The sequence below is a fragment of the Mitsuaria sp. CC2 genome, assembly GCF_048957715.1.
In the GTDB taxonomy this organism is placed as follows: Bacteria; Pseudomonadota; Gammaproteobacteria; order Burkholderiales; family Burkholderiaceae_C; genus Roseateles.
Genome location: NZ_JARVXN010000009.1, coordinates 39,786 through 63,387, shown reverse-complemented (window position 1 = coordinate 63,387; position 23,602 = coordinate 39,786). Strand labels below are relative to the sequence as shown.

Sequence of the window (23,602 nt, the reverse complement as noted above, 5' to 3'; positions counted from 1 at the left end):
CCGAGGGCGTCAACCTCAGCCGGCGGCGACAACGTCCGGCGGTGCGGCCAGCAAGGCTTGCAAACCTTCCTCGTCGAGGACGGTGACGCCCAGCTCGCGCGCCTTCTCCAGCTTGGAGCCGGCCTCCTCGCCCGCGATCACGTAGCTGGTCTTCCTGGAGACCGAGCCGCTGACCTTGCCGCCGGCGGCCTCGATCAGCTCCTTGGCCTCGTCGCGCGACAGCGTCGGCAGCGTGCCGGTCAGCACCAGCGTCTTGCCGGCCAGCGGCTGCGGTCCGGCGGGCGCCGCGGCGGCCCCTTCCGATTGCGGGAACTCGACGCCCGCGGCGAGCAACTGCTCGACGACCTCGCGGTTGTGCGCCTCGGCGAAGAACGCCGCAATGCTCTTCGCGACGATCGGCCCGACGTCCTTGACCGCCAGCAACTGCTCCTCGGTCGCGCCCATCAGCGCGTCCAGGTTGCCGAAGTGCTTCGCCAGGTCCTTGGCCGTGGTCTCGCCCACTTGCCGGATGCCCAGCGCGAAGAGGAAGCGCGCCAGCGTCGTGTGCTTGCTCTTCTCCAGCGCGTCGATCAGGTTCAGCGCGCTGCGGTCGCCCATCCGCTCCAGAGCGGTGAGCTTGGCCACGCCGAGCTTGTAGAGCCCCGGCAGGCTGGTGACGATGCCGCCGTCCACGAGCTGGTCGACGAGCTTGTCGCCCAGGCCCTCGATGTCCATCGCCCGCCGGCCGGCGAAATGCAGCATGGCCTGCTTGCGCTGCGCCGGGCAGAAGATGCCGCCGCTGCAGCGGTGATCGATGCCGCCTTTCTCGCGCACGACGTCGCTGCCGCAGATCGGGCACTGCCTGGGCATGCGGAAGTTGGGCACATAGTTCGCGCGCGTCGTGTCGACCTTGCCGACGACCTCCGGGATCACATCGCCGGCGCGCCGGATGATGACCTGATCCCCGACGCGGATGCCCTTGCGGCGCATCTCGAAGAGGTTGTGCAGCGTCGCGTTGCTGACCGTCGTGCCGCCGACGAACACCGGCTCCAGCTTGGCCACCGGCGTCAGCTTGCCGGTGCGGCCGACCTGGATGTCGATGCGGTCGAGCCGGGTGACCTGCTCCTGCGCCGGATATTTGTGCGCCACCGCCCAGCGCGGCTCGCGCGACACGAAGCCCAGGCGCCGCTGCAGTTCGCGGCTGTTGACCTTGTAGACGACGCCGTCGATGTCGAAGGGCAGCCCGTCGCGCTTCTCACCGATCGACCGGTGGAAAGCCACCAGGCCCTCGGCGCCGCGCACCACGGCGCGGTCCGCGTTCACCGGCAGGCCGTAGCTTTGCAGCGCTTCCAGCATCCCGCTGTGCGTGGCCGGGATCTCCCAGCCCTGGGTGTCGCCGATGCCGTAGGCGAAGAAGCTCAGCGGCCGCTGACGCACCAGCGTCGGATCCAACTGCCGGATCGCCCCCGCGGCCGTGTTGCGCGGGTTGACGAAGGTCTTCTCGTTGGCGGCCCGCTGGCGCTCGTTGAGCGCCTCGAAATCGTCGCGGCGCATGTAGGCCTCGCCGCGCACCTCCAGCACCGCCGCCTTCGCGCCGTCGCCGGTCAGTTTCAACGGGATCTTCTTGATCGTGCGCACGTTCTGCGTCACGTCCTCGCCCGTCTCGCCGTTGCCGCGCGTGGCGGCCTGCACCAGCACGCCGTGTTCGTAGCGCAGGCTGATCGCCAGTCCGTCGAACTTCAGCTCGGCCGCGTACTCGATGGGCGCGGCGTTCTCGCCCAGATCCAGCTCGCGGCGCACGCGCGCGTCGAAGTTCTCCGCGCCGCTGGCCTCGGTGTCGGTCTCGGTCCGGATCGACAGCATGGGCACGACGTGTTTCACCGGCTCGAATCCTTCGAGCACCTGCCCGCCCACGCGCTGCGTCGGCGAGTCCGGCGTCAGCAGCCGGGGGAACGCGGCCTCGATCGCCTGCAGCTCCTGGAACAGCCGGTCGTACTCGGCGTCGGGCAGCGACGGCGTGTCGAGCACGTAATACAGGTGGGCGTGGTGATGCAGCACGTCACGGAGTTCGGCGGCGCGGGCGACGGCCTGTTCGGCACTGAGAAGCGACTCGGGAGGTGTCGCGGGAGGTGTCGCGGAAGGGGTCACGGGAGTCGGTGCGGGAGTCGGTGCGGAAGTCGGCACGGGAGCGGCCCTCGAGGGAGTCATGCGCGCATTGTGGCGCACCCCCACTGAGCCGCCGCCGGTCACAGCCGGCACCCCTGTCTTCTCGAACTCTCTGGAAAGGAGGTCTGTTCCATGACCCGTCACGCCCCTGCGCCCGCCTCCCCTCGCTCCCCCTCCGCCGCCTCGTCCGGTTCGAAGCGCCGCCACGCCCGCGCGCGCGCGCAACGCGGCGCCACGCTGCTGGAACTGCTGATCGGCATCGGCGTGATCATCGTCGTCATGGTCGTCGTGCTGATGGGGCTGCGAAGCCTCAACGGACAGATGGACCGCTCCGCCCTGCTGCGCCAGGCGCCGCAGATCCGGGCCAACCTGGCCGGTTACGGCAGCGCGGGCGCCTTGAACTTCGCCACGCTGACCACGCAGCAGGCGAACGCGCTGGGCGCGTTCCGGCCCGAAACCGTCAGCGGCACCGGCGATCAGATCGAAGTGCAGCACGAGTTTGGCGGACGGATCTTCGCGTCGGGATTCGACGACGATTTCGGATCGGTGAAGAAGGGCAAGGCGTTCACGCTGAGTTATGCCGGCATTCCGAAGACGCAATGCGCCAGCATTGCGCGGGGACTCGCGCTCGTGGCCGAGGGCCTGTGGGTCGGGGATGAGAAAACGGAGACGCGGCTCAAGAAGCCGGCGGCGAGGGTCGTGAAAACCCCCGGCGTCGCCACCGCCACCGCCGTGGGGGACCTCGTCGCCGCCTGCGAGACCTCCGCCGAGGAGGTCACCATCCACGCGCTGATGAGCTGAGCGGACGGCAGCGATGGTCCTGTCCCGTCTCCCACGCGCCGCGGCGCCGGTTCCGACGCTGGTGCTCGGCGTGACGATACTCGCGCTTTCACCGGGCGCGGCCGCATCGCCGGTCCCGTCATCGGTCCCGTCATCGGCCGCGGCATCGGTGCCGTCATCGGCCACGTCCTCGGCCTCAGGGCCTTCCGCCACGGCGACGCCCGCGTGGGCCGCGCTGACGGCCGAAAGCGCCGGCAGCTGGACCTTCGCCCATGACGACGGTACCGTCCACCAGGCGCTCCAACGCTGGGCGCGCGAGGCAGGCTGGCAACTGGTGTGGGAGGTCGAGCGCGATTTCCCCATCGATGCCGAAGTCGCGCTGCGCGGCAACTTCCTGGATGCGCTGACCCAGGCGATGACCGCGCTGCGCGACACCGACTTCCCGCTGCAGGCCCGCGTCCAGGCGGAGACGCGCGTGGTGCGCATCGGCCGCTACCTGCCCGACGGAGCCCGCCGGTGAGCGTCGTGTCCTTTGAGCCGCGGCGTGCGCGACCTCGCCTCCGACGCCTGGCGCTCGCGGCGGCGGCCTGCGTCGCGCTTGGCGGCTGCGCCGTGCCGTCCGCGCGCGAGACCGAGGCCGTCCACCAGGACCTGGTCGATCGCGCCGGGACGTGGCAGTCCCGGCTGCGCGAGGCCGCGGCGCCGCCGCCGCTGGTCGTGCCCGACCCCGCGCCGCGTTTCGCGAGCCGGTCCATCCCGCTGCGGCGCGACGAGCGGCTGCCGGCGCATCTCGGCGAGGTACGCCTGCATGTGCCCGGCCGGCTGCCGCTGGCCGCCGTCGCCGAGCTGCTGTCGCGCGCGATCGGCCTGCCGGTGATCATGACGCCGGACGCGCTGCACAGCGCCGCCGACTACGCGCCGGGGCCGGCCTCGCGGCCGCCCTTCGACGCGGCCGCGGCCGCGCCCGAGGAAACGGCGGCATGGCGCCAGGCCGGTCGGGCCGGTGCCCAGCGCCTGGACATCTCCGCCCCGGAGCATCAGAACACCGTCGAGATCGATCACGACGGCTCCCTGCGCTCGCTGCTGGATCGCATCGCGGCGCAGGCGGGCCTGCAATGGCGGCACGCCGGCGGGCGCATCGTGTTCTCCCGCGTGGTCACGCGCGCGATCCCCGTCAAGGCCCTGCCCGGCGGCCTGGACGCGAGCGCCGCCTTCGACGTGCTCGGCGGCACGGAAGGCGCCAGCGCGGGCGCCGCCAGGATCGACGGCACGGCGCAGAGCGACTACTGGGCCGGGCTGCCCGACGCGCTCAAGCCGATGCTGTCCCCGGTCGCGGCGCTGCAGGTGGACCCGCGCGCGGGCCTGGTGACGGTGACGGATGCGCTCGCCAACGTCGACCGCGTGCAGGCCTATCTGGACGCGCTCAACACCAACCTGCTCCGCCAGGTCGTGCTCGAGATCGAGGTGCTGCAGGTGAGCTTCTCCGACGAGTTCAGCAACGGCATCAACTGGCAGATGGTGTTCGGCGGCCTCGATCCGGCCAATCGCCTGCGCTTGACGGCGCCCGCCGCGCTCGGCCCGCTGGGCGGCGGCACGCCCGCGGCGTTGAGCTTCGTGCTGGGCCCGTCCGCCTCCCGCGCCGCGCCCAGCGAGTGGATCGCCCAGGCGCTGCAGGAGTACGGCCGCGTGTCGACCGCCTACTCCAGCGTGGTCACCACCACCAACCGGATGCCGGTGCCGGTCGGCGCGCTGCAGACGCGGTCCTACGTCCAGCGCTCGACGGCGCCGACGGTGAACGCTACCACCGGCCTGACCACGCCCGGCGCCCTCGAACCCGGCAAGCTCACCACCGGTCTCGGACTGACGGTGCTGCCGGTGATCCTGGATTCGCACCTGGTGCTGCTGCAGACCGCGCTGCAGATCAGCGAATTGCGTCAGCTCCGCGCCTTCACCAGCGGCAGCGGCGCGCTGGCGCAGTCGGTGCAGTTGCCCGAGACGATGAGCTTCAGCACCCTGCAGCGCATCAGCGTCCCGGCGGGGCGCACGCTGGTGCTGGCGGGCTTCGAGCGCCAGCAGACCCAGTTCGACGATGCGGACGTGGTGCGAGGCCTGCTGCCGCTGGCGCGTCGCGGGCAGCACGTGCGGCAAGGCACGGTCGTGCTGATCACGCCGCGGCTGGAGGAGCCGTGATGGACGCACGATCGACGCCGCCGGCCGGCGCCGGCGAGCCGGACCCGACGCCGCACAGCCCGGCCGGCGGGACGGCCCGGGTGGTCGAGGTCGCCGGCATGCGGCTGGCCGTCGGGCTGGAGTGGCATCCGGTGGCACGACCGGAGGATCCCGGACCGGAGCTGCGCCAGGCGCGCGTCGCGGGTCACCGGCTCGTCGCGCGGCTGCCGGACGGCGCCCTGCTGGGCCTGGCGCGAACGCTCGACGGCGCGCCCCGCCTCCCCTGGCGTCCCGTGTATTGCGCCGTGGGGCTGCTGGTGGCGCGCTTCGCCGAGCGCGGCGTCGAGGCCTGCCTGATCGACGCCGGCGGCCCGGTGGCCTTCATCGGCCTGATGGAACGCCGCCCGGTGCCGGGTTTCGACCGGCTGCTGCCGGACCTCCACGCGGCGCTGGCCGTGCTGCAGGAATTCCGCGACATGCATCCCGACCAGGAGGTCCGCGTCGCCGGTCATCTGACCGGTCGGGACCGCATCGGCGAGACGCTGTCGCCGGAGCTGCTCTTCGGGCAACCCGACGGCGACTGGCGGCTGCGGCCGCTGCTGCCCACCCGCTGGCCGGCCGCGCTTGCCGCGGCGCTGGCCGCGCTGGGCCTGATGGCCGGTTTCGCCTTGTGGTGGCGGCACGAACGCGCGATCGAGCGCGACATGGTGGCCGCGGCGCGCGAGACCGCCGCGACCGCGTCGGCGCGTGCCCAGGCGGGCGCCGAGCGGACGCGGCAGTTGGCCGAGCGGCTCAGGCAGGCGGGGCGACCGGGCGCGTCGTCGCTGGACCGTTGGCGCGCGGCCATCGCCGCACTGCCGCTGACCCGCGCCGGCTGGACGCTGCAGCAGGTCGACTGCGATCGGCTGCTGGGATGCGTCGCCACCTGGGCGCGGCATCACGGCAGCTTCGAGACGCTGGACGCCCTGCCGTCAGGCGCCATCGGCCCGCCGTGGATGCCGGCCGACCTGGCCGTCGGCGACGACCTCCTCGCCGCGTCGATGCGCACCTCGCTGGTGGACACGCTCGAACTGCCGTTGCGTCCCGGGGAGGCGCTCAGCGCCGCGCGGCTGCCGCCGCTGCGCCTGGCCGTCAACGTCTGGGGCAGCCACTTGCAGGACCTGGCGACCGCCGGGAGCGCGGAGGCGACGCTCCTGCCCGGGGTGCCGCTGGATGCCCCGGAGGCTGGCGCGGCCGCAAACGTGGCAGGCGCGGCGAGTGCGGCAGGCGGCGCGAAGGCGGGGGTCGACGGTCCGGCCGCCCCCCGACGCATCGTCCGCATGAGCTGGCGCCTGAAGGACGGCGTCTGGTCGCTGCCGCTGCTGCAGGTCCCGCCCTATGTCGTCGTGGAGACCCTCACCCTGAACTTCGCCTCCTCCCACATCAGCTATGACCTATCCGGATCCCTTTTCGCCCAGGGTGCCCATGGCGCGCACTACTGACCGTCGAGCGCCGCGGCCCGTCCCTGCCGGACGCCTGGCGTGGCTGGGGCCATGGCTGCTGGCCGGTCTGTCGACGACACCGGTCGGCGGCGTGGCGGCGCCCGCCTTCGACGCGGCCCCATCCGCGACCTTGCGCCAGCTCGTGGACATCGCCCGTCGGAACAAGGCCGCGGAACTCGCCGCGACCGCCGCGCGCCTCGCGGGCACATCCGCGCCGGCGGGCGTACCGATGACGATCCGCGCTGCCACCGATGGCGGCACGCATCAGGGCTCGCGGAGGCTTCCGCAGCTGTGGTCGCTCATGGCCGCGGGCGGCCGCTGGCGCGCCGAAGTGCTGCTCGACGGGCGCCTGCATGCGGTCGACGCCTCGTCCGGACCGGACGCACGCATCGGTCCCTGGCGCATCGTCGGACTGCTGCCGGAAGGGCTGCGCTGCGAGCAGGTCGCGGCGGCCGGCGCGCCGCCGCTTGTCCTGGTGCTGCCCCCGCCCGGGCGAGGCGGCTCCGCGACCCGCTATCGCTTCGATCGTTTCCGTCCGCCCGCCGCCGATGCCGTCGATCCCCCCGGGCAAGGCGTCGCCGCACGTTCCGGCCCTCCGCACGCGGAGGACGATGCGGTCGATGCGAGCCCCGAGGACGATGCCGCCGTCCGGCGTGCCGCCCTTTTGCCGATACCTGCGCCGATACCTGCGCCGACATCTGCGCCGATGCCTGCGCCGATGCCTGCGCCCCTGCCGGCCGTGCCGCCGCCTTCCGGCGCTTCCTCCGCTTCCGCCCCTTGAACCGCCACATCGATGTCCCCGAGGGCCTGCCGCCGTTCGAGCGCGTCCTCACCGTCAGCGCGGACGCGTCGCTCGCCGCGCCCGCCGCCGACCTGCTGCCCGTCGCGAGTCGCAAGCAGGACCGGCTGGCGGCGCTCGCGCTGGGCGGCGGCCGCTTCCTCGTCGTGTCGGCCCCCGACGAGGTCCATCGGCCCGACTGGTATCGCCTCGTGCAGGCCGGCAAATCCAGGGGGCTGACCTACGCCGGCCACCTGACCGCGGCGCCGGAAGTGTTCGCGGCCCTGCTCGACCGGGTCGCCGCGCTCGGGACCTCCCTGGACGAGCCCCCCGGAACGTCTGAGGCGTTTGAAACGACCGCCGACGAGCGCCAGGCCGCGGAGACGGCCCGCGACATCGACGCCATGGTGGCCGCATCCTCGCCGCTCGAGTGGTTCCGGGCCCTGGTGCAACGCTGCCGCCTCGCCGGGGCCAGCGATCTCCACGTCGAGCTGCGCGGCGCGATCGCGCTCGCCCGCGTGCGTCTGGACGGCCGCATGCGCGAACTCGGCCGGCATTCGGCGCGCACCGCCGTCGACGGGCTCTCGGCGGCGTACACCATGCTGGCCGAGGAACGGTCCCGCTCCGAGGTCGCCTTCAACGGCGCGGTGCCGCAGGCCGCGATGATCCCGCTGGACCTGCCCGGCGCCAGGCTGACCTTGCGCTACCAGAGCCATCCCGCGGTGGGCGGCATGGACGTGGTGATCCGCCTGCTGCGCGCTTCCGGCGGCGCCGGCGCCGGGGCCGGCGACGGGCATCGGCCGCGTCCCGCCGCGCTCGAACCGCTGGGTTTCACCCCCTGGCAGGCCGACCGGCTGCGCGAGGCGCTGGCCTCGGCCTGGGGCGGCGTGTTCGTCGCCGGCGTCACCGGCTCGGGCAAGACCACCACGCTCAACGCGATGATGACGATGCTGGCGCGCGACGGCTCGCGCAAGCTCTTCACCATCGAAGACCCGGTGGAGTACGAAACGCCGGGCGTCAGCCACCTCTCCATCCAGCGGGGCGCGGCCGGCGGCGCGGACCCGTTCCACGGCGCCATGCTGGCGTTCCTGCGCATGGATCCCGACGTCGGCCTGTTCGGCGAGATCCGCGACGGCCTGTCCGCGTCGATGGCGCAGGCCGCGATCCAGACCGGTCACAAGATCCTGTCGACGGTCCATGCGACTTCCGCGCTGGGCATCGTGGGCCGGCTGTCCTCGCGCCTGCTGGGCCTGGCCCGAGAGGACCTCTGCGATCCGGAGTTCCTCTCCGCGATGGTCTACCAGGTGCTGATGCCGGTCAATTGCGACCACTGCAAGCGGCCCGCCGCCGCCGTCATGGGCGCCGACGCGATGCAGGTGTTCCGGGCGGGATTCGGCCTCGATCCGGACAGGATTTACTGCGCCAGCGCGAACGGCTGCACGCACTGCCGACGCCCCGGGATCGACTACGGGACCAGCATGCCCACCGACACCCTGACCACGCCCCGCGACGGCGCCGATGCGCGCATCGCCCCGGACGCCGGAACCGCCCGCCCCGCGGACGACACCCATGAGGGCACGGCCGGCGTGAAGGTCGGCGCCGAGGTGATCGTGCCGGACCTGCGTCTGCTGGACCTGCTCCGGCAGGGCCGGGACGCCGAGGCGCGCCGTCACTGGCGTCGCCGCCGCAAGGCGCCCTTCACCGACCCCGACATGGACGGCAAGGACGCCTGGGGGCATGTGCTGTACGACGTCGCCCAGGGGCGTGTCGATCCTTATCACTTCGAGCGGACCTTCGGCAGCGCGGCGCTGCTGGCCCAGACGCTCGCCGACGACGACATGAGCCCGCTCCGATGACCCACCCGCTCGACTGGCTGCTGCTGCGCCTGGCGGTCCGCCGCCTCCGCCGCCGGCGCGGCGACTTCTACTACGACCTGGCCTCCGCGCTGGAGGACCGCGTCCCGCTGTACACCATCCTGCGCAAGCTCGAGGCCCGCGCCCGGCGGCGCTCGCGCGGCGACCAGCTGCTCTACCGCCGCATGCTGCGCGCGGCGATGGGCGGCTCGCTGGCACGGGCGCTGCAGGGCGTCATGCCGCCGACCGAACTGCTCATGATCGACGCGCTGCAGGGCGGCGGCGACGAGCGCCTGTCGCAGGGCCTGCACTTCCTCTCCGGCACGGTCGACAAGGTCGACGGCATGTTCCGCGCGGTGCGCAAGGCGGTGGCCTACCCGCTGCTGCTGCTGGGGGCGATGACCGGGATCCTGGTGGCCTTCTCGCTGCACGCGGTGCCGGTGCTGGCCGACCTGATCGACCCGGCGCGCTGGCCGCCGCTGGGCCGCGCGCTGTATGCGGTCGCGTGGACCATCCGCCACCACGGCCTGACCCTGGGCGCCGCGGTGCTGGCCGCCGGCGGCCTGTTCGTGTGGTCCCTGCCGCGCTGGCAGGGCCGCCTGCGGCGCCGGCTCGACCGGCATCCGCCGTTCAGCCTCTACCGCGACTTCTCCGGGGCGATGCTGGTGATCTCCCTGTCCTCGCTGATGCGGGCGGGGGTGTCGCTGCGCGCGTCGCTCGAACGTGCCGGCCGCTTCAGCGCGCCCTGGATGCGCTGGCACCTGCGGCAGATCCTGTCGCGGCTGTCGGGACGCGAGTCGGCGCAGTTCGGCCGCGCCTTCGCCACCGGCGTGCTCAACCCGACCATGGAGGACCGCGTCCAGGACGCCGCCGAACGGCGCGACCCGGTGGCCGCGTTCGTGCGGATCGGCGTCGGTTCGATCGACCGGCTGCAGCTGGGCATCTCCGACTCCGCCGCGCGACTGAACGTGCTGCTGATGGTGGCCGCGGCGATGCTGCTGCTCTTCCTGCTCGGCGGATTCCTGGCCACCGTCATGGAGGCGCAGAGCAGCCTTCAATCCGAGATGGGGGGGCTATGACACGCGCGCGCGCCGCCTGGACCCTCGCGCTGGCGCTGGCCGGGGCGGAGGTTCCGCAAGCGCCGGCACTCGCGGCGCCTGCGCAGACGCCGCCGCGGGTCGGACCCGCGTCACGCGCCGAGCCCGCCGATCGCCCCGACATGACCCGTTTCGACCGCTGCTTCCTGCTGGCCGGCGAGCGCTACGGCGTGTCGCCGCTGCTCCTGAAGGCCGTGGCCCGCCAGGAGTCGGGCCTGGATCCGGCGGCATCCAACCGCAACGCCAACGGCTCGACGGACACCGGGCTGATGCAGATCAACTCCTCCTGGCTGCCCATCCTGGCGCGCTACGGCGTCAACGCATCCGACCTGCGCGTGCCCTGCGTCAACATCCTCGTCGGGGCCTGGATCCTGGGCAGCAATTTCCGCTCGATGGGCACGACCGCGGACGCGCTCGGCGCCTATAACGCGCGCGACCCGGCCAAGCGGCTCGCGTATGCGCGGCAGGTGTTGCGGCACTACGCCACATTGAACGCCACATTGAATGCCACCGTGAGCGCCAGGTTGAGCGCCCCCCGACCGGCCGGGCCGGCGCCCGGATCAGCCCGCCAGATCCGCTGACGCCGACGCGTCCGTCTCTTTCGTCGGCGGACCGCCCACGCGCGCGATCATGACCTGGTCGACGCGGTGGCTGTCGACGTCGACGACCTCGAAACGCCAGCCGTGCCATTCCACGACGTCGGTCCGCTTGGGAATGCGGCGCAGCATCACCATCAGGAAACCCGCCAGCGTGTCGTACTGGCCCTGGTGCGGGAAGTCGTCCACGCCCAGCGCGCGCTGCACGTCGGGAATGGGCGTGATGCCGTCGGCCAGGAAGCTGCCGTCGTCCCGGCGGATGATCTGCTGCTCCTCCTCGGCGGTGGAGACCAGGGAGCCCATCACCGTGCTCATCACGTCGTTCAGCGTGATCACGCCGACGACCAGCGAGTACTCGTTGACGATGACCGCGAAGTCCTCGTGCGCATGGCGGAACTGCGTCAGCACCTCGGCCAGCGTCAGCCGGTCCGGGACGATCAGCACCTTCTTGACCAGCGCGGGCTCGGCGCGCAGCGAGATGACCTCGCCGCGCAGCACGCGCTGGAACAGGTCGGTCGCGTCGACGTAACCGACGACCTGGTCGATCTCGCCGGCGCAGACGAGGTAGGTCGAGTGCGGCGAGTCCGCGATCCGCGTGCGGATCAGCGCCTCGTCGTCGTCGAGCGAGAAGTAGACGACGCGTTCGCGCGAGGTCATCGAGGACTCGACGGTGCGGGTGTCGAGCTCGAACACGTTCTCGATCACCTGCTGGTCGGCGGCCGAGACCACGCCGGCGCGCTGGCCCGCCGCGGCGAGGGCGAGGATGTCGTCGTGGGTGATGGTGTTGTCCGGGCTCATCGGGCGGCCAAGCAGCCGCAACAACCCGTCGGCGACGTGATTCAGCGCCCACGCGATCGGCCGCAGCACGACGGTGAGGAAGAGCATCGGCCGGATCAGCGCCATCGCCACCCGCTCGGGCTCGTTCATCGACAAGCGCTTGGGCAGCAGATCGGCCAGCACGACGAACAGGATGGTGACGCAGGTGAAGGACAGCGCGAAGGCCACGCGCTGCGCCGTGTCCACGTCGATCAGCGGTCGCAGCAGCGCCTCGAAATGCGGCGTCAGCGCGCCCTCCCCGACCACGCCGGCCAGGATCGCCAGCGTGTTGACGCCGATCTGCACGACGGTGAAGTAGTAGCCCGGTTGCTCCTGGACCTTCAGCACCTGCGCGGCGCGGTGATCGCCTTCGTCCGCCAGCTGTCGCAGCTTCAGCCGACGCGACGCGGCCAGCGAGAGCTCCGCCATCGAGAAGAACGCGCTGGCGCAGATCAGCAGGAGGATGAGCAGCAGGCTGGAACTCAAGGCGGCTTTCGGAATCTGGAGAGCCGCCAGTGTAGCGGGCGCCCCCCTCTGGGGTACCTCCCCCTTCCAGGCCGGAACCGCCCCCGCCGCCCACCTGGGAAGGTCGGTGGACAGCCAGGGCTGATGCGGGTGCGCGGCTTGCTTCGCGCTCCTAGACTCCGACCACCCTTCCCCCAGACGGAAAATCCTGCCGATGCACGTTCCGCCCGCCGGCCCCGCCGGGCCGCCTTCCCCGCCGCATTCCTCGCCGCCTTCCCCGCCGCATGACGGCCCGCTCGCCCGCGCGCCGCTTCCGGCCCCTGCCGCCGCGCCTCGGTTGCGCCACTTCCTGGACGGCGGCGGCGAGGTGGGGGAACGCCTGCGCGCGCTCGACTGGGCCGCCACGCCGATGGGCCCGCCGGACGGCTGGCCGGTCTCGTTGAAGACGGTCGTGCGCATGATGCTGGACTCGCGCTACGCGATGTGGTTGGCGTGGGGGCCGGAGATGATCTTCTTCTGCAACGACGCCTACCTGCCGACGCTGGGGATCAAGCGGGCGTGGGCGCTCGGGGCGCGGTCGGAACGGGTCTGGGCCGAGGTCTGGGACGCGGCCTACAGCCGCATCCGCCACGTGCAGACGACCGGCGAGGCGACCTGGGACGAGGGCCTGCTGCTGTTCCTGGAGCGCAGCGGCTTTTCCGAGGAGACGTATCACACCTTTTCCTACAGCCCGGTCTACGACGACACGCTGCGCGTGGACGGCATGCTGTGCGTCGTCACCGAGGTCACCGACCGCGTTGTCGGCGAACGCCGCCTGCGCGTGCTGCGCGATCTGGCAGCGCGCACCGTCGGCGCCGGCGACACGCACGACTGCGCGCGGCGCGTCTGCGGCGTGGTGTCCGACGCCCCGCTGGACCTGCCCTTCGCCGCGGTCTACCTGAACGAGCCCGGGGGACAGGTCGCCGGCCAGGTCGCGCGCCGGATCTGCTTCAGCCTCCCCGACGGCTCGGCGTCCTTCCCCGAACGACTCGACCTCCTCGACCCGCCGGACGGTTGGCCCCTGCAGGACCTGGCCGCGGGCGGCGCCGCGCGCGACCTGCCGGACCTGCCGGCGCTGGGCCTTTCGCTGACGCTGCCCGGCTGGCCCGAGGCGCTCCGGCACGCCGTGCTGCTGCCGCTGCGGGGCGCCGGCAAGGACCTGGCGGGTGTCCTGGTCCTGGGCGTCAGCCCGCGCCGCCCGCTGGACGAGGAGTACCGCGACTTCCTGAACCTGGTCGCCGGCCAGGTGTCGGCCGCGCTGGCCGACGCCTCCACCTACGAGGCCGAGCGCCGCCGCGCGGAGTCGCTCGCCGAGTTGGATCGGGCGAAAACGGCGTTCTTCTCCAACATCAGCCACGAGTTCCGCACGCCCTTGACGCTGATGCTGGGCCCGCTCGAAGAGCTGGTGACCGCGCCCCACCTGGACGGTCCCGCCCGCGACCGGCTGGCGCTGGTGCTGCGCAATGCGTCGCGGCTGCAGCGCCTGGTGAACACGCTGCTGGACTTTTCGCGCATCGAGGCCGGTCGCGCGCAGGCACGTTACGAAGCCACCGACCTGGCGGCGCTGACGCGCGATCTCGCGAGCACCTTCCGCTCCGCGATGGAGCGCGCCGGGCTGGCCTTCGAGGTCGATTGCCCCCCGTTGTCCGCGCACGCGTACGTCGACCGCGAGATGTGGGAAAAAATCGTCCTGAACCTGCTGTCCAACGCGTTCAAGTTCACGATGCGCGGGCAGGTGACGGTGCGGCTGCGTGAGGCCGGGCTCGAAGCCGGCCAGGATCTGTCGCAGGCGCAGGCGCAGTCGCAGTCACAGTTGCAGTCGCAGTCACAGTTGCAGTCGCAGTCACAGTTGCAGTCGCAGGCCGTGCTCGAGGTGGCCGACACGGGCGCCGGGATCCCGGCGGACGAGTTGCCCAAGGTGTTCGATCGCTTCCACCGCGTCGCCGGAGCGGAGGGTCGGACGCACGAGGGCTCGGGCATCGGACTGGCCCTGGTGCAGGAACTGGTGCTGTTGCACGGCGGTCGCATCGAGGCGTCCAGCGTCCACGGCCAGGGTGCGGTGTTCCGCGTCGTGCTGCCGCTGGGACGCGAGCACCTGCCGCGCGAGCGGATCGAACGGATCGAGCGGACCGCGAGCACGACCGCCGCCCGGGCCTATGTGGACGAGGCGTTGGGGTGGCTGCCCGCGCCAGAGCCGGCGCAAGATCCGGCGCACGCGCACGGATCCGGAACGGCGCGCGTCGATGAGTCCGGCCGTCTTGCCGCCGCCGGGTGGCCCGCGGCGGACCAGCGCTTCGCCGCGACCTTCGGCGCGCGGATCGTGGTCGCCGACGACAACGCGGACATGCGCGCCTATCTGCGCGACCTGCTGTCGCCGTACTACGCGGTGGAGCTGGCGGGGGACGGCTTGCAGGCGCTGGAAGCGGCGCGGCGCGTGCCGCCGGATTTGCTGCTGAGCGACGTGATGATGCCGCGTCTGGACGGCTTGGCGCTGCTGTCGGCGATCCGCGCGGACGCGCGCCTCGGCGGCGTGCCGGTGGTGCTGCTCTCCGCGCGCGCCGGCGAGGAAGCCCGCATCGAGGGCCTGGACGCCGGCGCGGACGACTACATGATCAAGCCCTTCTCGTCGCGCGAGCTGCTCGCGCGGCTGGGCGCGCTGCTGGAGCTGCGACGCATGCGGCAGTCCGCAGAGGCGGCGTCCCGGGTGAGGACCGAGCAGTTCGAGACCCTGCTCAACGCGGCGCCGATGGGGCTGTTCCTGGTCGCGCTGGACGACGGCGTCCTGCGCGTGCGCGAGGCCAATCCGACCGCCCGCGCCACCTTCGGACATGCGCCGGACCTGATCGGGGCGCGCTTTGATGCGCTGGTGGAGCGTCAATGGGGCCATCCGCTGTCGGACCAGGTCGTGTCGCTGTTCCTGCGCACGCTGGAAACCGGCGAGCCGTATCACACGCCGGAGTTCATCCAGGAGCGCAGCGACCTCGGCGTCACCGAGGCCTACGAGTGGCAGATCAGCCGGATCCCGCTGGCCGACGGATCGATGGGCGTGGTGTGCTACTACCGGGAGATCTCCGCGCACCTGAAGGCCCGGCGGCGGCTGGAGGCCGCGGACCGCCAGAAGGACCAGTTCCTGGCGATGCTGGCGCACGAGCTGCGCAACCCGATCGCGCCCATCCGCAGCGCGGGGGACGTGCTGTCGCGCCTGGGGCTGCCGGATGAGCGCTCGCAGAAGATGGTGGCCATCATCCGGCGGCAGGTGGAGACGCTGACGCGCCTGGTCGATGACCTGCTGGACGTCTCGCGGATCACGCAGGGCCGGGTGGAACTGCAGCTCAAGCCGGTGCTGCTGTCGGAGGTGATCGCGCAGGCCGTGGAGACGGCGGAGCCGCTGATGCGGGAGCGCCGCCACCACTTCTCTGTGACTTCGGTGACTTCGGTGACTTCGGGAACGACCGTCGCGCGGCCCTTGCGCGTGCATGGCGACCTCGCCCGGCTGGTGCAATGCGTGGCCAACGTGCTCACCAACGCGGCGAAGTACACCGATCCGGAAGGCCGCATCGATCTGACGATGAGCGAGGAGCCTGCGCTCGCGGGCGGCCCCGGCACCGCGTTGATCCGGATCAGCGACGACGGCATCGGCGTGCCGCCCGCGCTGCAGGCCACGATGTTCGACCTCTTCGTCCAGGGCGACCGCACGCTGGACCGTTCCCAGGGCGGCCTGGGCATCGGGCTGTCGCTGGTCCGGCAGCTGATCGGCATGCATGGCGGCAGCGTGTCGGTGCACAGCGACGGCGCCGGCTGCGGCGCGCGATTCGAGCTGCGCCTGCCGGTGATGGCGACGATCCCCGCCTCCGACTGAGGCCGCGGCGCGCGCCCCTCAGCCCCTCAGCCCCTCCGCCCGGATCACATCCCGAGCAGCTTCATGCCCTTCGTCAAGGTCTGGCGGCTCTTCCAATAGTCGCGCCAAGGATCGGTCTTCTGAAAGCTGAGCCGGTCGCGCGCATTGGCCAGGGTCCATTGGTCGCCGCGCTTCACGTCGACGAGCTCGTCCCAGTCGATCGGCATCGACACGCCCAGCCCGGGCCGCGCGCGCACGGAGAAGGCGCAGGCGGTCGTCTGCCCTTCCCCGTTGCGGAGATAGTCCGGAAAGATCTTGCCGACACGGTTCTTCGGCCCGCTCCTGGCCGAGAACTTCTTCGGAAAGGTGTCGGCCAGATGCTGTACGAGGGCTTGGCTGAAGGCTTTCGTCGTCGCGTGATCGTGCCGCCGCGCCAGCGGGACCACGACGTGCAGCCCCTTGCCGCCGCTGGTCTTCAGCCAAGCCTGCAGGCCGAGTTCCTTGAGCAGCGCGCGCGTGATGCCGGCCGCTTCCGCGACCGCCTTGAACGCAACCCCTTCGCCCGGGTCCAGGTCGATGATGAACCGGTCCGCCCGATCGAGCTTGTCGTCCTGCGCGTTCCAGGTGTGGAACTCGATGGCGTTCATCTGCGTCAGCTGCATCAGCGCGGCAGGATCGGGAAGCACGATGAGCGCATCGCCGTCGACATGCTTCTGGAAGAACAGCTGTCCCTCGATGCCGTCGGGCGCACGCACGATCGCCACCGGCCGTCGGCCGAGATGGGGCTGCATCCACGCCGACACGCTTTCGTAGTAGCGGACCAGGTCCATCTTCGTATGACCCGAGGACGGATCGATGACGCGCTCGGGATGCGTGATGCGAAGCTGCCCGGACGTGGCCGGCGTCGATGATTCCGCCGGCTTCGACGGCTTCGACGGCTTTGACGGCTTTGACGGCTTCGATGGCTTCGATGGCGTCGATGACTGCGATGGCCCAGGCTTGGTCACCTTGAGTTCCTCCGCGGGCTTGGCCGATTCACGTCCGATGTCCTTGGGCGCCTTGTCCTCCCGCTCGCCCTGGAACGACGCGTGGCGCACATGGCCGTCGGGCGTCCATTCGGCGAAGGCGACCTCGACGACGAGCCTGGGCTTCACCCATCGCGCGGTGCCGCCGGTGCGACCGCCGATACGCGCCCAATGGCTGCGCGCGATGGTCGCGTCATCGAAGTGCGGCGTCTTGACCTCGATCGCGCACAGGCGCCTGTGCATCTCGCCGGCCTGCTTCAGCGACCAGCCGGTGCCCACGCGCCCGGCGTAGCGCAACTCGCCGTCCTCGTAATAGCCGAGCAGCACGCTGCCCAGCGCCTTGGCGCCGTCCGAACGGTCCGTGAACCCGACCACGACGAACTCCTGCCGCTGCTGGCACTTCAGCTTCACCCAGGCATCGCTGCGGGCGGAGACATAGCCGCTGTCGGGTCGCTTCAGGATCAGGCCTTCGAGCCGCATCTGGCAGGCAGCGGCGAGCATCTCCTCCGGCGGAACCGCGAAGTCCTCGCTGAAGCGCAGGCGCTCGTCCTCCTGGGCCACCATCAGCGCGCGCAGCACGGCGCGCCGGTCGATCAGCGGCACCTCGCGCAGGTCGTGGCCGTTGAGGAACGGGAGGTCGAACAGGAAGTAGACGATGTCCTCGTGCCGCGTGCGCTTCGGATGGCCGATCGCGTTCTGCAGCAGGTTGAAATCCGGCGAACCGTCCTCGCGCAGCACGACGATCTCCCCGTCCAGCCAGCCGTTGTCGATGTCGAGCGCCGCGATCGCCTCCGCCAGCGCCGGCAGCCGCGACGTCCAGTCGTTGCCCCCGCGCGTGACCAGGCGCACCTTGCCCTGGTCGACGCGGGCCATCAGCCGGTAACCGTCGAATTTCGCCTCGGCGATCCAGTCGCCGGCCGGGGTCGCGCCGACCAGCGTGGCGAGTTGCGGCGAGAGTTCGGCAGGCAGGCGAGCCTTCTTCGCGCGGCTCAGATCCGGCGCCGTCTCTCCGCCCTCGCCGCTCGTCCCGGGCTTGCCGTTCTTCCCGTCCCTGTCGTTCTTCCCGTCTTTCGCGTGCTTCTCATTGCGCTCCTGCGCCAGTCCGAGCGGACGCTGGATCACGCTGTCGGGCAGTTCGACGGTGACGTCGTACTCCGCGTGCGGGCGTTCCCGGCCGTCGTGCTTCTTGATCAACAGCCACTGGTCGCGCCTGGACGCGTCGCGCGAGGTGCGGATCAGCTGCCACAGTCCGGCGAGTTTCTGCCCGTGCAGCCGGAACACCAGCTTGCCGTCGCGCAGGCCTTCGTGCGGATCGCCCTCCGGCGTCCAGGTGCCGTTGTCCCAGACGATCACCTCGCCGGCGCCGTACTGCTTCGGCGGGATGGTGCCCTCGAAGCCGCCGTAGGACAACGGGTGGTCCTCCACATGGATCGCCATGCGGCGCTCCTTCGTGTCGTAGGACGGGCCCTTGGGAACGGCCCAGCTCATCAGCACGCCGTCGAGTTCGAGGCGGAAGTCGTAATGCAGGTGGCTGGCCCAGTGCTTCTGGACGACGAAGGACAGCGCCCGCGGGGACTTCCTCGCCGCGCCCGTCCTTCGCGTGTCGCCCGGCTCGGGTGTGATGCGGAAGTTCCGCTTCTCACGGTAGCGGGACAGCGGATCCTGGCGCGGTGCAGTCGGCATCGGACACTCCCGGCGTTGCCGCGACGCTCAGGCCGCCTTCTTCTTCGACTTGCCGCCGAGGCTGCGTCGCAGCAGCTCGGTGAGGTCGACGACATTGCCGCCCTCGCCCGCGTCCTCGGGCGCCGCTTCGAGCGGCGTGACCGTCTCTGTCTCGCCCTCGTCGACCTTGCGCGCGATCAGGCCGCGGATCGCGGCGGTGAACTCGTCGTGGTAGTCCTCGGGATGCCAGTCGTTGCTCATCTCGTCGATCAGCTGGCGGGCCATCTGCAGTTCCGCCGCCTTGAAGCCGTGCGCGGACTTGCCCTCGGCGGGCAGGTTCAGGTCGTCGCACGGCCGGATCTCGTTGGCCCAGCGCAGCATCCCGATCATCAGCGCCGGCCCGGCGGGCAGCAGCGCGGCCAGGTGCTCCTTGCTGTGGATCACGAGCCGCGCGATCGCGATCAGGCCGGCGTCGGCCATCGCCTCGCGCAACAGCGCGTAGACCTTGCCGGACTTGCCGATCGGCTCCAGGTAGTACGGCTTCTCCAGATAGACGAAGGACACCTGCGTGGCGGGGACGAAGGTCTCGATCTCGATGGTCTGCGTGGTCGTGGGATAGGCCTTGCGGATCTCGTCGTCGGAGACCAGCACATAGTCGCCGTTCTCCTGCTTCACGCCCTTGACGATCTGCGTCTTGTCGATGTCCTTGCCGGTGCGCTTGTTGATGCGCTTGTAGCCGACCGGGTCCATGGTCCGCTTGTCGAGCCAGTCGAAATCGACGCGTTGGTCGCGCGAGGCCGGATACAGCGAGACCGGCACGTGCAGCAGGCCGAAGCTGATCGCGCCTTTCCAGATGGCGCGGCGGGCCGCCGGGGCGTCGTCGCTGTCGCCGCGCGTCGACGCCGCGTCGCCTGATTTGGCGCGCTCCTTCGTCGACGATCTGCCGGGCGATGCGCGATCGGCGTTGGACGCTCGCCGGCGGCTGGCGGCCGCCGGACTGGCGGAGCCGGTACGCGGCGCCGCCTTGCGGGCGCTCCGGGAAGACGTGGCGCTGGTTCTGCTGGGCATGGCAACCTCGACGACGGATCCGATGGAATCGACTCTTCGGCAAATCACGCGCCTGTCGCGGCGCGGCGCGCGCACTGGAAGCGGGCATCCGGCTTGCTCCGCTGCGGGCATGGACACGTCGCCCGCCTCCCGTTCGCTGATGGTTGCTGAACCTGCCGAACGCGCCGACAGGCGTTTCGCGGACAGGCGCGATGCGGGCCGGCAACTGGCCGATCGGCTGAAGGCCTACGCACATCGCGACGACGTCACGGTGCTGGCGCTGCCGCGCGGCGGCGTGCCCGTCGCGGCGGAAATCGCCCGCGTCCTGGATGCGCCGCTGGACATCCTGGTCGTGCGCAAGCTCGGACTGCCCGGCCAGCCCGAATACGCGATGGGCGCGATCGCCTCGGGCGATGTGCGGGTGCTCAACACGCAGGTGCTGCAGCAGCTGGCGATCAGCTATTCGGCGGTCGACCTCGTGACCCGCGCGGAGACGCGCGAACTGCACCGTCGTGAGAAGCTCTATCGCGGCGACCGGCCGATGCCGCCCATCGCGGGCCGCCAGGTGATCCTGGTGGACGACGGCATGGCCACGGGCGCGTCGATGCGCGCCGGCGCCCAGGCCCTGCGCGAGATGCGACCGGCGCGCATCATCGTCGCGGTGCCCGTGTCCTCCAGGGAAACCTGCCACCTGATCTCGCAGGATGCCGACGAGGTCCTCTGCGCGCGCACGCCGGAGCGATTCCGCTCGGTCGGGCAGTGGTATGAGCGGTTCGAGCAGACGACGGATGAAGAGGTCCGGTGCTTGCTCGCGACGATCCCCCTGTCAGTTCACTCCCTGTAGCGAGTCTCGCGGCATCATCACTGCACCGTGCGTGGGCAAGCCACGGCACATCAACGGGACGCCTGATGTTCCGCGGGCGTTCTGGCGCCGCTCCCCTTGCTGCGTCTGAACTCCCACGGCGGCGTCGGAGCAGCCTCGCTCCACAGTCCGCGCCGCGCACGTCGGGCATCGAGCTCCACGTCCGAATACAGGGCGCGCTGCTCGACCGGCTGCTCCCGCGCGTAGGCCTTGTAGTGCCAGGCCAGCCCCGCTCTCAACTGAGCCTGGCCGACATCGACCGAACGCACGCGGACCACGCCGAGGATGCGGCCATAGCGGTCTCTCTTCTTCCAATCCACCGCCACCTCCTGCCGGAACACCAGCGCCGAGAGATGCTGGCGCGACCGCTCCCCGAAGGCCTGGCGCTTCTCCGGCGCATCGATGCCCACCAGGCGCACGCGGTGCTGCTGGCGATCGTTGTCGAGCACGGTCAGCGTGTCGCCGTCAGCGAGACCGACGACTTCGCCGCGAAGCGTCGCTGCGCCGGCGGTGCCGAGCCAGCCACACAGGAGGACGGCCATCAGGCCTGCGTGCAGCGAAGAGAACGGGAGGATCTGCGAAAGGCATCTACCGGAGAGAACGGACATGACGCTGCGGATGGGCGACGGGACCCGGTTTGTAAGTCATTTCCCGACAGGCGTTTGATGGATTTACCGGCATCCGAACAAATGATAAAAATGCAAAATTCATTTCACGTTGATACGCCGTGATGAGCGGTGTCCACGTCCCCGTTTTCCTCCCTGAACGGGGTCGACCCCGGTCGATGACGCCCGACCGCGCAAGCGGATCGGGCTACTTTTTTTGCTTGTGCGGCCGGAAGGGCAGGCGGCCGCTGACCAAGAAAATGCGAATTCTGCTGATCGACGCTTCTTCCTCGTTCCGGCAGCGGCTCCACGAGCACCTGAGCCGCGTGCCGGGTGCTGCCGTCGTGGGAGAGGCGGAGCATGAAGACCAGGCCGTCATGGCCGCGGGTCTCTGCAGGCCGGACGTCATCCTCACCGACCTGACCCTGCCCACCGGCAACGGGTTCTCGGCGATCGAGCGGCTGCGGGCCATCGGATTCCAAGGCACGGCATATGCCGTCACCTGCGGGGACGAGAGCGTGTTGGGGCCGCTGTGTCTCGCGGCGGGCATCGACGGCTACTACGACAAGATCCACGACCTGGACCGCCTGGTGCAGGCGCTAGTCGTGATCGCGGATGCGCCGACTCCGCCGACGCGCTCGACGCTCAAGATCGCCGAGCTCTGACGGCCAGCGGCGACTGGCCACGCCCTTATCCTTCGCGGTCAACACATGAGGTCTGAATGCTCCGCCGAATCCTGTACGTCTCCTCGATCACCGAAGGCGTCACCGATCGGGAACTGACGCACATCGTGGCCGTCGCGCAGATCAACAACCGGCGGCTCGACCTCACCGGGGCTCTCGCCATCGGGCCGGGGGTGTTCGCGCAGGTCCTGGAAGGGCCGGTCGCGGACGTGGAGCGCACCCTGGCCCGCATCAAGCAGGACGACCGGCACGTCGGCCTGCGGCTCCTGCTGGACGAGCCCATCGCGCTCCGGCTGTTCGACCGCTGGCGCATGCAGCTCCTCGTCGACGACCGGGCCGCCCAGTTGGCCATCGAGGCCAATGAAGGGGGAACCGTCGCTCGCGCCCTGCTGGAGCAGATGCGCCTGCAGTACACGGAAGACCCGTACCTCTCCCCCGCCGCGATGCGGGGGATGGCGCTGGCGTCCTGAACCGGCGGGGGCGGGCTGCGAGCGACGCGCAAGTGACGTGGCAGAGTCGGGGGTGTCAACAGTCAACGATGGTCACCGCACATGAAGCTCCTCATCACCGGACTGAACGGCACCGTGGCGCCTTGGGTCCACCGCGAAGCGCAAACGCGAGACTGGGACGTCGTGGGCTGGGACCGCAGGGCGATCGACCCGGCCAATGACGCCGCCGCCCTCGCCTTCCTGCGCGCCGAGGCGCCGGATGCGATCGTCCATCTGGCGATGGGGTCGGAGTGCTGGGCAGGGCAGTTGGCGGACTTCGCCAGACGACATGGCGCGGCCATGGTCTTCGTGAGCACCGCGATGGTCTTCGACGCGTCGTCGGTCGGACCTCATCGGCCGGACGACCCGCGGACCGCCAGGGACGACTACGGGCAGTACAAGATCCGATGCGAGGACGCAGTGCTGACGGCCGATCCGTCGGCGACGGTGGCCCGCATCGGGTGGCAGATCGCGGCGGATGCGGTCGGCAACAACATGCTCCGCCACCTGGATGAGCAGCACGCCCGGGATGGGCGCATACGCGCGAGTTCCGCCTGGCGGCCGGCGTGCTCGTTCATGTCCGACACCGCGGCGGCGCTCTGCGATCTCGTCCAGGAAGGCACCGGCGGGCCCGTTCATCTGGACAGCAACGCCTTGGAGGCGCTCACCTTCGACCAACTCGTCCTGAACCTGGGAAAGAAGTTCGAGCGCGACTGGGTGGTCGAGGTGACGCAGGACTACCTGCATGACCAGCGGCTCGTGAACGAGAACGGTGGGTCGATGCTGCCGCCATTGAGCGTGCATTTGAGTTGAGCGGAGGGGCTGGCTGAGCGGGCACGCGAGGAACGTCCAGGCGAGCGCCTTGCCTCCCCTTGTGCAACGCAACGGGAGTCCCCGAACAAGCGCCCTGCCTTTCCCAAGGAGTTCCTCATGTCAGAAGAAGCCAGCTTTGCAGCACCCGCCGGCGGCCCCGCCGCTTCCAGCATCGACATCGCCGACGACAACCAGGTCCAGACCTGGGCGAGGAAGCTCGCCGTCTCGCCCGACCAGATCCGGGATGCGGTCAAGCACGTGGGCGCGAATGCCAGCGACGTCGAAGAGTTCCTGAAGGGCTCTCGCTCCACGACGAACGCGGAGCAGACCAAGAAGGCGATCTGAGCCGCGGAGACTGCC

Annotated in this window: 19 protein-coding genes; 14 read left to right on the top strand and 5 right to left on the bottom strand. The window is 70.9% G+C overall.

Annotated features, from left to right (window positions below; all coding sequences use genetic code 11):
• Positions 1-15: 15 nt before the first annotated feature.
• Positions 16-2,187 carry an NAD-dependent DNA ligase LigA gene (gene ligA, locus PV762_RS05520; protein WP_421034024.1) on the bottom strand — a complete coding sequence of 724 codons (2,172 nt, stop codon included), beginning with the start codon at positions 2,185-2,187 and terminating at the stop codon, positions 16-18.
• A gap of 90 nt (positions 2,188-2,277) precedes the next feature.
• On the opposite strand from ligA, the gene PV762_RS05515 reads away from it, so the two are divergent.
• The 8 genes from PV762_RS05515 to PV762_RS05480 are packed head-to-tail and all read left to right on the top strand — an operon-like array spanning position 2,278 to position 10,884.
• Positions 2,278-2,946, top strand: a complete 669-nt coding sequence (locus PV762_RS05515) for a hypothetical protein (protein WP_421034023.1) — start codon at positions 2,278-2,280, stop codon at positions 2,944-2,946.
• A 13-nt stretch (positions 2,947-2,959) separates the two neighbouring features.
• The gene (locus PV762_RS05510) at positions 2,960-3,445 is read left to right on the top strand and encodes a toxin co-regulated pilus biosynthesis Q family protein (protein WP_421034022.1); all 486 of its coding nucleotides are present in this window, start codon (positions 2,960-2,962) and stop codon (positions 3,443-3,445) included.
• On the top strand, positions 3,442-5,115 hold the full coding sequence (locus tag PV762_RS05505; protein WP_421034021.1) for a hypothetical protein: 1,674 nt from the start codon (positions 3,442-3,444) through the stop codon (positions 5,113-5,115). The genes PV762_RS05510 and PV762_RS05505 overlap by 4 nt, the downstream gene beginning before the upstream one ends.
• Positions 5,115-6,575: a hypothetical protein gene (locus PV762_RS05500; protein ID WP_421034020.1), complete on the top strand. Its 1,461-nt coding sequence runs from the start codon at positions 5,115-5,117 to the stop codon at positions 6,573-6,575. The genes PV762_RS05505 and PV762_RS05500 overlap by 1 nt, the downstream gene beginning before the upstream one ends.
• Positions 6,559-7,356 carry a hypothetical protein gene (locus PV762_RS05495; RefSeq protein WP_421034019.1) on the top strand — a complete coding sequence of 266 codons (798 nt, stop codon included), beginning with the start codon at positions 6,559-6,561 and terminating at the stop codon, positions 7,354-7,356. The genes PV762_RS05500 and PV762_RS05495 overlap by 17 nt, the downstream gene beginning before the upstream one ends.
• Positions 7,353-9,209, top strand: a complete 1,857-nt coding sequence (locus PV762_RS05490) for a GspE/PulE family protein (protein ID WP_421034018.1) — start codon at positions 7,353-7,355, stop codon at positions 9,207-9,209. Before PV762_RS05495 ends, PV762_RS05490 begins: the two co-directional genes overlap by 4 nt.
• Positions 9,206-10,285 carry a hypothetical protein gene (locus PV762_RS05485; RefSeq protein ID WP_421034017.1) on the top strand — a complete coding sequence of 360 codons (1,080 nt, stop codon included), beginning with the start codon at positions 9,206-9,208 and terminating at the stop codon, positions 10,283-10,285. Before PV762_RS05490 ends, PV762_RS05485 begins: the two co-directional genes overlap by 4 nt.
• Positions 10,282-10,884 carry a lytic transglycosylase domain-containing protein gene (locus PV762_RS05480; protein ID WP_421034016.1) on the top strand — a complete coding sequence of 201 codons (603 nt, stop codon included), beginning with the start codon at positions 10,282-10,284 and terminating at the stop codon, positions 10,882-10,884. The genes PV762_RS05485 and PV762_RS05480 overlap by 4 nt, the downstream gene beginning before the upstream one ends.
• On the opposite strand, the gene PV762_RS05475 is transcribed toward PV762_RS05480, so the two are convergent.
• Positions 10,864-12,201, bottom strand: coding sequence for a hemolysin family protein (locus PV762_RS05475; protein ID WP_421034015.1), 1,338 nt, complete (start codon positions 12,199-12,201; stop codon positions 10,864-10,866). The two genes, PV762_RS05480 and PV762_RS05475, sit on opposite strands and share 21 nt — an antisense overlap.
• Before the next feature lie 193 nt (positions 12,202-12,394).
• On the opposite strand from PV762_RS05475, the gene PV762_RS05470 reads away from it, so the two are divergent.
• On the top strand, positions 12,395-16,078 hold the full coding sequence (locus PV762_RS05470) for an ATP-binding protein (RefSeq protein ID WP_421034014.1): 3,684 nt from the start codon (positions 12,395-12,397) through the stop codon (positions 16,076-16,078).
• Between the two features lie 44 nt (positions 16,079-16,122).
• Here the strand turns inward: PV762_RS05470 and ligD are convergent, their stop codons facing one another.
• Complete coding sequence (ligD, locus tag PV762_RS05465; RefSeq protein WP_421034013.1) at positions 16,123-18,765, bottom strand: DNA ligase D; 2,643 nt, start codon at positions 18,763-18,765, stop codon at positions 16,123-16,125.
• 27 nt (positions 18,766-18,792) lie between these two features.
• Positions 18,793-19,812 (bottom strand): Ku protein, encoded by a 1,020-nt coding sequence (locus PV762_RS05460; RefSeq protein WP_421034012.1) that lies wholly within the window; start codon positions 19,810-19,812, stop codon positions 18,793-18,795.
• Positions 19,813-19,951: 139 nt separating this feature from the next.
• Here PV762_RS05460 and PV762_RS05455 point away from each other — a divergent pair, with 139 nt between their 5' ends.
• Positions 19,952-20,635: a phosphoribosyltransferase gene (locus tag PV762_RS05455; protein ID WP_421034082.1), complete on the top strand. Its 684-nt coding sequence runs from the start codon at positions 19,952-19,954 to the stop codon at positions 20,633-20,635.
• Positions 20,636-20,685: 50 nt separating this feature from the next.
• On the opposite strand, the gene PV762_RS05450 is transcribed toward PV762_RS05455, so the two are convergent.
• On the bottom strand, positions 20,686-21,195 hold the full coding sequence (locus tag PV762_RS05450; protein ID WP_421034011.1) for a thermonuclease family protein: 510 nt from the start codon (positions 21,193-21,195) through the stop codon (positions 20,686-20,688).
• Between the two features lie 242 nt (positions 21,196-21,437).
• Here PV762_RS05450 and PV762_RS05445 point away from each other — a divergent pair, with 242 nt between their 5' ends.
• The 4 genes from PV762_RS05445 to PV762_RS05430 all read left to right on the top strand — a co-directional run bounded on the left by PV762_RS05445 (position 21,438) and on the right by PV762_RS05430 (position 23,587).
• A complete protein-coding gene (locus PV762_RS05445; RefSeq protein WP_421034010.1) occupies positions 21,438-21,923 on the top strand; it encodes a response regulator in 486 nt (161 codons plus the stop codon).
• 56 nt (positions 21,924-21,979) lie between these two features.
• Positions 21,980-22,411, top strand: coding sequence for a BLUF domain-containing protein (locus tag PV762_RS05440; RefSeq protein ID WP_421034009.1), 432 nt, complete (start codon positions 21,980-21,982; stop codon positions 22,409-22,411).
• 81 nt (positions 22,412-22,492) lie between these two features.
• Positions 22,493-23,242 (top strand): sugar nucleotide-binding protein, encoded by a 750-nt coding sequence (locus PV762_RS05435; RefSeq protein ID WP_421034008.1) that lies wholly within the window; start codon positions 22,493-22,495, stop codon positions 23,240-23,242.
• Positions 23,243-23,359: 117 nt separating this feature from the next.
• Positions 23,360-23,587: a DUF3606 domain-containing protein gene (locus PV762_RS05430; protein ID WP_421034007.1), complete on the top strand. Its 228-nt coding sequence runs from the start codon at positions 23,360-23,362 to the stop codon at positions 23,585-23,587.
• Positions 23,588-23,602 lie beyond the last annotated feature (15 nt).

Excerpts from the sequence above, each read along its gene's own strand:
- PV762_RS05440 (WP_421034009.1), top strand. The coding sequence starts at position 21,980 with ATGCTCCGCCGAATCCTGTACGTCTCCTCGATCACCGAAGGCGTCACC.
- PV762_RS05500 (WP_421034020.1), top strand. The coding sequence starts at position 5,115 with ATGGACGCACGATCGACGCCGCCGGCCGGCGCCGGCGAGCCGGACCCG.
- PV762_RS05435 (WP_421034008.1), top strand. The coding sequence starts at position 22,493 with ATGAAGCTCCTCATCACCGGACTGAACGGCACCGTGGCGCCTTGGGTC.
- PV762_RS05460 (WP_421034012.1), bottom strand. The coding sequence starts at position 19,812 with ATGCCCAGCAGAACCAGCGCCACGTCTTCCCGGAGCGCCCGCAAGGCG.
- PV762_RS05470 (WP_421034014.1), top strand. The coding sequence starts at position 12,395 with ATGCACGTTCCGCCCGCCGGCCCCGCCGGGCCGCCTTCCCCGCCGCAT.
- ligA (WP_421034024.1), bottom strand. The coding sequence starts at position 2,187 with ATGACTCCCTCGAGGGCCGCTCCCGTGCCGACTTCCGCACCGACTCCC.
- PV762_RS05450 (WP_421034011.1), bottom strand. The coding sequence starts at position 21,195 with ATGGCCGTCCTCCTGTGTGGCTGGCTCGGCACCGCCGGCGCAGCGACG.
- PV762_RS05510 (WP_421034022.1), top strand. The coding sequence starts at position 2,960 with ATGGTCCTGTCCCGTCTCCCACGCGCCGCGGCGCCGGTTCCGACGCTG.
- PV762_RS05485 (WP_421034017.1), top strand. The coding sequence starts at position 9,206 with ATGACCCACCCGCTCGACTGGCTGCTGCTGCGCCTGGCGGTCCGCCGC.
- PV762_RS05480 (WP_421034016.1), top strand. The coding sequence starts at position 10,282 with ATGACACGCGCGCGCGCCGCCTGGACCCTCGCGCTGGCGCTGGCCGGG.
- ligD (WP_421034013.1), bottom strand. The coding sequence starts at position 18,765 with ATGCCGACTGCACCGCGCCAGGATCCGCTGTCCCGCTACCGTGAGAAG.
- PV762_RS05430 (WP_421034007.1), top strand. The coding sequence starts at position 23,360 with ATGTCAGAAGAAGCCAGCTTTGCAGCACCCGCCGGCGGCCCCGCCGCT.
- PV762_RS05495 (WP_421034019.1), top strand. The coding sequence starts at position 6,559 with ATGGCGCGCACTACTGACCGTCGAGCGCCGCGGCCCGTCCCTGCCGGA.
- PV762_RS05445 (WP_421034010.1), top strand. The coding sequence starts at position 21,438 with ATGACGCCCGACCGCGCAAGCGGATCGGGCTACTTTTTTTGCTTGTGC.
- PV762_RS05515 (WP_421034023.1), top strand. The coding sequence starts at position 2,278 with ATGACCCGTCACGCCCCTGCGCCCGCCTCCCCTCGCTCCCCCTCCGCC.
- PV762_RS05455 (WP_421034082.1), top strand. The coding sequence starts at position 19,952 with ATGGTTGCTGAACCTGCCGAACGCGCCGACAGGCGTTTCGCGGACAGG.